Here is a 7,710-nt window from a genome sequence, read left to right on the forward strand (position 1 = left end):
AGATAAGGAGGTCGAGATCAAGCATTAGTGGATGAAATATTGTTTCCTCGCCCCTTACTCGCAAGCGTTAACCATTAGCATCTCTAGGCCGCCACCCAACGGCGGCCTATTCGCCAACCATTACGGCATTATATGAATCACACCAACACCCAATCACTAAGCCACCAACGTGGTTTGATGGCGCTTTACGCCGCGTCGATAATTATTGCAATTAACGGTGTATTCTCAAAAGTAATCCCCCTAGACGCTATCACAATCACCTTTACACGCTGCCTTATCGCCTTTATCGCAATGTGTTTCATATTGCAATTCCAAAAAAATAAAAATTTGTTTCGACTTCAACACAAAAGTAGTTACTTGAAAATTTTGGTCATTGGTGCACTAATGTCTGTGCACTGGAGCAGTTTCTTTCACGCCATGCAAGTATCCACCGTCGCCATAGGTATTTTAGCGCACTACAGTTTTCCAATTATCACCGTACTACTAGAGTCTTTTCTCAATAAGAAACGCCCAAAAAGACAAGACATCATCTCGGGCCTCGTGGTTTTAGGCGGTGTCGCGATTATGGTTCCATCATGGAATTTAGACAGCAGTGCCTTCTTAGGCGTGAGCTTTGGTTTATTATCGGCTGTCGCTTGGTCGACACGCAATGTTTTACAGGGCCGCTGGCTTGCCAATGAGTCTGGGCAAAGCATTATGACCTACCAACTTCTAATGGTGGTTATTTTCACTGCGGCATTTTGTAACTTCCCAGCACTCTCGCAAACAACAACCGAAACATGGTTAATCTTATTAGCACTGGGCATTGTAAGTACCGCTTTGGGCCACACCCTATTCTCTATTGCCTTACGTGTTATCAACGCAAAATCGGTAAGCCTGATTAGCTGCCTTCAGCCCCCTATAGCTATAGGCCTCAGCTGGCTAATAATTAATGAAACGCCCACATTAGGTACAGTGCTGGGGGGGAGTATTATTCTGTGCGTTGCCCTATACGAAGCCTTTCAGGTAAAACCTAACCCTGCTTGACATAGATCAAACTGAATTAACGCAGTTACTCTAGGATTAATCCGTCCAGCGTCTTTTTACTCTCGCTTAGCAGATAAAAAGACGACGCATCCACCGAATAGAGAACTGCAAAATGATAGAAAATCACAGCCTAGCTAACGAGTTCCCCGAATACAAAGACGCTATTCACACCCTAAAAATGAGCAATAATCATTTCGCCAAATTGTTCGAGGAATACCACAGCGTTGACAAAGAGATTCACCGCATTGAGCAAGGTGCTGAAAACACGACAGACGAATACTTAGAAGGCCTTAAAAAGAAGCGTTTGCACAGTAAAGACGAGTTATTCAACATACTGCAAAAGCATGAAAAAGAAACTGTTTAGCGCATATAACTGAACGATAACTTGACTACCACTACTCGTGTAAAAAGTAAAAGTCAGTAAAGAAGTACACCATCATATGCGACCAAGCAGATAACAATCGCTGCGGGTCGCTTGTATTTAGATCTCGAATTTTGGGTAGCCCTTCAGCACCTAGTTCACAATAATTATTGGCATGCTGCGCTAGCGTCATCGGGGCTGCCTGTACTTCAAGGGTTTGCCAAACGGCAATAAAGGTATTTATCGCCTCTGTAATTTCGGGGCTGTCAACGGCATAATCTAGCCCCTGCGTTAAAGTAAACAATTCAACCATTTGCTGGCGAATAACCTGGCTTCCCCGCCCCGCTAAATCAACCACATCCACACTAATCTGTGCTGGTTCAACCCAATCAATAGGGGTAAGAATATCGGCCCGCAATTGTATATCGGTATAATTTTTTCCATCGAAGGTAATATCAGCATAACCCTTCTCCAATATAATCATGCCACCGGCCTGCAAACCCGTCACCTTTTGTGCTTCGTGACTCAAACTAATAGCATTACTCGCTTTACGTGCATCGAATAATACCGTGCCATCAGTCGCCACCAATTGAAACTGATCAAATACAACCGGCCCAATGCGCTCAGCATTTAGATGACTAATCCGCAATTTATTTTGCCCAGGCAATAAACTTAAACTCAACGTTATACGCTGAGGTTGCGCCAATTCAATCCATTGCCAATCGTGTGAAAAAGGTGACACGTAACGCGTTTGATTACGCAACAAACGTTGGCTGCTAGCATCGCGATTAGCATCCAACAATACAGTTGCACATGCTAGGCTTACCGCTTGGCTTTCAGCCACATTGGCCATTAAACTATTTTGTACTTTGGCCCGTTCAGTAACACCGATGCTATCGATACCGCCATAATAAATGCGAAACTGATCATCCATATAGCTCCAAAAACCATTATTCGCCCAAAAATCTTCGCGTTCACCCCAAGCAAATCCGACTAAGGCTTTTACTTTATTCTCAAGCTCTTCAGGTGTTAATAAACGCACACCAGACAATGCGACAGAATCATTTATAGGCGTATTGTCATCAAGCACTACATGCTCTGCGCGAAACCACTCACTCATCACCATAGCCACTAACAAATCTTTTAATTGATAAGCTGCTTGACCATCAAAACCCTCACGAAACTGCTTAGCCAACAAACGAATAAAATGTTGTTGCTGTAGGTATAAAGGCGTTTTATCTGAGACAAAAGGCAACAGATCATCACTCATAACGGCTGGCCACCAAAATTTTACAGCGGCTTCAGCAAAGCGCTCATCCTTTGTAATATGGTGCCCTAATTCTGCCAATGATTGATCACTATCATTAATGAATCCCCCTTCAAACCCAGGACTTCGCATATCCTTATACCAAAGATCACTCTCCCGGTAAGGACTATCATCAGCATGTTTATAGCTCCCTGGGAGCGCATCCATCCCCCCCCAACTGGAACGGTACCAACCATCAACACCAAAATTTTGAAAAGCACCCGCTACAGGATCGAGAGTTTCATGACATACAGCACAAGCGTCATTATTTAAGGTAGGATTTTTGGTATCGGTTAGTGCATCGCCGGCAATTGTTCTTGCTGCTATATTCTCAACTTCAACTCCTAAGAATAAACGATAAACCATTTTGGCACGCAAACGATTTCGGTTGGTATCACTACTGGGGTAGCGCGCTAAAAATGCAGGCTCGTTTAAAATGCCGGCATGTGGGTAATCGACCCATTCACCATGCTGGTCAATTCGCAAACCGATAGAGGGGTCCAAATATTGCTCATGACCAGGCTGCATTAATATTTGGCCGTTATTTTTAATCGGCTGCACATCAAATTTATTACCGTGCTCAAACACAGCTTCTTGGCGCATGTAATCTGCCATACTCTGATTACCCAAGGTGTAATCAGCCGTAACAATATCTGTGTAAGGCTGGTCGTTCATCACGGTGTAAGCGATTAACGCCAAGGGCCCTCGCACCATGCCATGATAAATATCGTGATTCCAACGCTCGAACGGCCAAATATCGTTCTCTTCATAAGCAAAATAACGCTTATTTGAACCTACCGGGTAATAAGGCGCAAAACCATTACTCAACTCAAAAAACTGTCCATTTAAAAAGCTATCAGTCAATAGCTGATCATTAGCGCCGCGTATTAAAAACGCTTCAAAACCTGCAGTTCCCATTAATTCTTTTAAGACTTTTTTGAGTTCTTCCTCACTGCGTATTGCACGATCAACTTCGTCACGCGTCGGTAAACGCCCCGCTAAAATTAACGCCGCACGGCGTAACGTTTTATGCAACGGCTCTAACTGCGTCGAAGTGAATGCGGGTTTTATACTTTGTGACTCCGGTAATGTAAGAGCCAACCACGCCTCAACATCGCCATACGTTTGCTGCTGTTGATTAACAATAGCGCCGCCGCCATGACCATCAAACCCAGTTATTTTTCGCAATAACTGATCACCATCGCTTAACGTCAATACATAACTCTCGAGGATTCTTGCGTTTTCATAATTGTTATTCTGCATGAAGATTAACGGTGTTGCTCCCGCCATACCTTGATCAACATGACACGCAATACAATAGGTATTCACCAACGAGGGCGCTAGGGTTTCATTAAACAACTGCCAAGGCTTCGGCCAAGTATCCACCGAGGGCTGTTGCGGTTGAATACTTCCACTGCTATTCGCAGCTGAACTACTGAAGCTCGATATAGATAGCCTGCTTGTCGATGAACTCGCAGTAGTAGCGACCGAGGAAGAGGAAAACAATACGCTTGCTTGGCTCATCACCGTTTGCTTTGCTATAGATGACTGTATGCTGGACTCAGAGCGCGGCGGTACTATTATAGGGGCTAAGGGAGCAGCATCACCCGGAGCATGCTGCGAAGTGTTATTTTGAACGGCTGCCGAATCAACAGCGTTATCGCCACCGCCACCACAACCATACAAACAACAACTTAGCGCCAGCAAACACCCCTTACCCCAATAGCGCCCCAAGTACTCTTGCATCCAATACAAGCCTTCCATTAAACCCCCTAAATCAACCACCTTTTTCAAGGTTATTACCAGACACTCTATCTGTACGTCCTATTTATGACTGATTTAAGTATAAGAGTCCTATTACAGCGGGGCTTGCGGGCGAGAAAGCCAAAAGCACCTTTCATCGCGACAACAGTGTGTGCACTAACTCGGTTTGACCATCAATCCTTTTATAGCGCCATTGGTGCTGCGGTGGCGCCAAAATCAACACCACCCATAAACTAGCCCCTACACTGAAGTTACAAAGCAGTGGGCAAGGATTTGTAGGAGATATCCTACACAACACATGAGTGATCACATCTTTGCGGATGCAAGCCACACAGGGATAATGCGCACACAGAATGACGGTCAACGGGACACTGGCTAGATTAAAAGAGCAGGAGCTCTCAGGAATAAGGGATGGATTAAGCCTAGGGAATGCATGATGCAGCGGGCAAGCAGGATGAAACAACGGAATGTGAGGACTAAGGAAAAATAGGATTAGGACGTATAAAGCACTAGGACTGTGCGGCTGGATGCCAACAAAAACAGGACGTAAGGGATAGCAGTAACAGGAGCCGTAACCCAGAGGATGGATAAATTTAAAACCCCTATAGCCACAAGCTAGAGGGGTTTTTTATTGCCCGAATGAAATAGACACCCACATCGTCCAGCCAAGCACAATATTTATCGCGTATTGTTAATGTAATCACAACGGCAACTAGAACCCAGCATTTAAGCCCACTTACTTCTATAATCTCAGCTTTGCCTTCGGACTCAGCTCATGTTTGATTATCGCGATGCCACCGCCCCTATTGAAGAACGAATTAAGAACCTCCTCACCCAGATGACACCCGAGGAGAAAATTGGTCAAATGATGGTGCTTCCGTCCAAGGTGGAAGGCAATATCGACAAAATTGAAGCGTGGAATGTCGGTAGTTACTTTCATTGTGCCGGCGACAAAACACAAGAATTACAAAAACGTGCCGCCAAAACCCGCTTAGGCATTCCCATCATTTTTGCCATTGATGCCATTCACGGTCACTGCTTCGAAAACAACGCAACAGTATTCCCCACTCAATTAGCCGCCTCCTGCTCTTGGGACCACAATGTGATGTACAACATGGGCCGCGTGACAGCCACCGAAGTTAGAGGCTGCGGCATTCATTGGACATTCTCTCCCGTTTTATGTGTCGGCCGCGACACCCGCTGGGGTCGAATCAATGAAACCTTTGGTGAAGACCCCTGGCTAATTGGCGAAATGGCTTCGGCTATTATCAAAGGCTACCAAGGTGATTCGCTCAACGCCGACGATACCGTAATGGCCTGCGCCAAACATTATGTGGGTTATGGCGAAACACTCGGCGGGCGCGATGCCTACGAATCCAGCATCTCGCAACGCACCTTGCTCACACACTTTCTCCCCCCTTTCGAAAAAGCCGTAAAAGAAGCCAAAGTAGCGACGCTAATGGCCGGCTATCAATCTATCGATGGCACACCCTGCTCTGCCGACCCTTGGTTAATGCGCGACATCCCTAAAACACAATGGGGAATGGATGGTTTTGTTGTTACTGACTGGGATAACGTTGGCGCGCTTCACGAAAAACAGCTTGTCGCCAGCTCATACGCCGAAGCCGCCAATATCGGCGTAAAAGCCGGTAACGATATGATAATGACTACACGGACTTTTTACGATGCAGCACTGCAGCAACTTAAAAGCGGTGAGTTAGAAAGCCATTGGGTAGACGACGCCGTCTCACGCATATTGCGCTATAAATTCAAACTGGGGCTTTTTGATGAGCGTCGCTATTGTGACCTTAGCGTAAAAGATGACATTGTCGGTAAGCCAGCGCACTGGCAGCACGCGTTAGATGCGAGCCGAAAAAGTATTACCCTATTAAAAAATAACAGTAACGCATTACCTTTAGACGCTACGCAATTACAGAAAATTTTAGTCGTAGGCCCCAATGCCGATAACGTTAAAGCACAGCTGGGGGATTGGTCTTTTGGCTCTTATCAAGCTGGCGCGACAGACGATAAAATGCATAAAAGTAGTACCGTTACTGTTTTAGGCGGCATTAAGGCACACCTTTCAGAACACAATATCGATACAACCTATATACAAGGCGCCCACTGCGCCGATGAAAACATCGATAGCATTAGCGAAGCGGTAACCCAAGCAAAAAACAGTGATGTTATTATCGCCTGTATTGGCGATACCTTATCGCAACAAGGTGAGTTTCACGATCGCTCCGATCTCACTTTAGGCGGCAAACAACAAGCTCTACTCGAAGCACTAAAGGCGACAGATAAACCGTTAATTGTTGTTTATATTGCTTCAAAACCCTTAGCGATTAGTTGGGTAAAAGAAAATGCCGACGCTTTACTCTGCGCCTTTAATCCCGGCGCAAAAGGCGGCACGGCAATCACCGAAGCACTCTTTGGCGAACTCAATCCGTCAGGAAAAATCACCATATCGTTCCCTTATAGCGTTGGCCAACTGCCAGTTTACTACAACAGTTACCCTGGCTGGCACTCTGTTTTATCTGACAGGTTAGAGGGTGCAGAGCGCTATTTTGATGCCCCGAAAGAGCCCGTTTTTAGCTTTGGTGAAGGGCTTTCTTATACGCAATTTAGCTATACCGATTTAAAAACATTAACGCCACAACTAACCGCAGAACAAACCTTACGCGTATCAGTACAACTGGCGAATACCGGTGCGCGCGAAGGAACGGAAATTGTACAACTGTACATTCGCGACCTTTACAGCTCAGTGGTTACACCGATTAAAAACTTACGTGCATTTAAGCGCGTAACATTAGCCGCAGGGGAATCTACCGAGGTAATATTGGAAGTTGGCTACTGGGATCTCGCGCTAATTAACCGTGCCTTAGAGAAAGTCGTCGAAGCCGGCGAGTTTAACGTTATGGTAGGCTCATCATCAAAAGATGCAGATTTAATAACAGAGAAATTCTGGGTTAAATAAAACAGTGAGATAACACCCCTCTTTTTGTGACAACAGAAAGAGGGATGTTTAGCATTAAGTTTACGTCACCCCCAGCACTTAATCGTCTCTGGTGAGCACTTCTAATAACTCTATCTCAAAGATTAAATCCGAGTTCGCAGGAATGAGTTTGCCCATGGATCGCTCACCATAAGCTAAGTGTGCAGGCACTTCTAACTTACGCTTCCCACCGACCTTCATGCTTAAGGGGCGTGCATTAAATAACTTCCCGTTTTTGAATTCCTGGGTGCACGCTTG

Annotated in this window: 5 protein-coding genes; 3 read left to right on the forward strand and 2 right to left on the reverse strand. The window is 45.4% G+C overall.

The window, feature by feature from the left end; genetic code table 11:
- Positions 1-132: 132 nt before the first annotated feature.
- Both AC3A8L_RS17865 and AC3A8L_RS17870 read left to right on the forward strand, forming a co-directional pair.
- On the forward strand, positions 133-1,026 hold the full coding sequence (locus AC3A8L_RS17865) for a DMT family transporter (RefSeq protein ID WP_487963634.1): 894 nt from the start codon (positions 133-135) through the stop codon (positions 1,024-1,026).
- A 112-nt stretch (positions 1,027-1,138) separates the two neighbouring features.
- Positions 1,139-1,390, forward strand: coding sequence for an HP1242/YdcH family protein (locus tag AC3A8L_RS17870; RefSeq protein WP_487963635.1), 252 nt, complete (start codon positions 1,139-1,141; stop codon positions 1,388-1,390).
- Positions 1,391-1,421: 31 nt separating this feature from the next.
- Here the strand turns inward: AC3A8L_RS17870 and AC3A8L_RS17875 are convergent, their stop codons facing one another.
- The gene (locus AC3A8L_RS17875; protein ID WP_487963638.1) at positions 1,422-4,478 is read right to left on the reverse strand and encodes a DUF1588 domain-containing protein; all 3,057 of its coding nucleotides are present in this window, start codon (positions 4,476-4,478) and stop codon (positions 1,422-1,424) included.
- 754 nt (positions 4,479-5,232) lie between these two features.
- Between AC3A8L_RS17875 and AC3A8L_RS17880 the strand changes: the two genes are divergently transcribed.
- Positions 5,233-7,434 (forward strand): glycoside hydrolase family 3 N-terminal domain-containing protein, encoded by a 2,202-nt coding sequence (locus AC3A8L_RS17880; RefSeq protein WP_487963636.1) that lies wholly within the window; start codon positions 5,233-5,235, stop codon positions 7,432-7,434.
- A 78-nt stretch (positions 7,435-7,512) separates the two neighbouring features.
- On the opposite strand, the gene AC3A8L_RS17885 is transcribed toward AC3A8L_RS17880, so the two are convergent.
- Positions 7,513-7,710, reverse strand: a 198-nt coding sequence (locus AC3A8L_RS17885) for an FKBP-type peptidyl-prolyl cis-trans isomerase (protein ID WP_487963637.1), incomplete at its 5' end; no start/stop codon positions are given.

The organism is Marinagarivorans sp. (genome assembly GCF_982758155.1).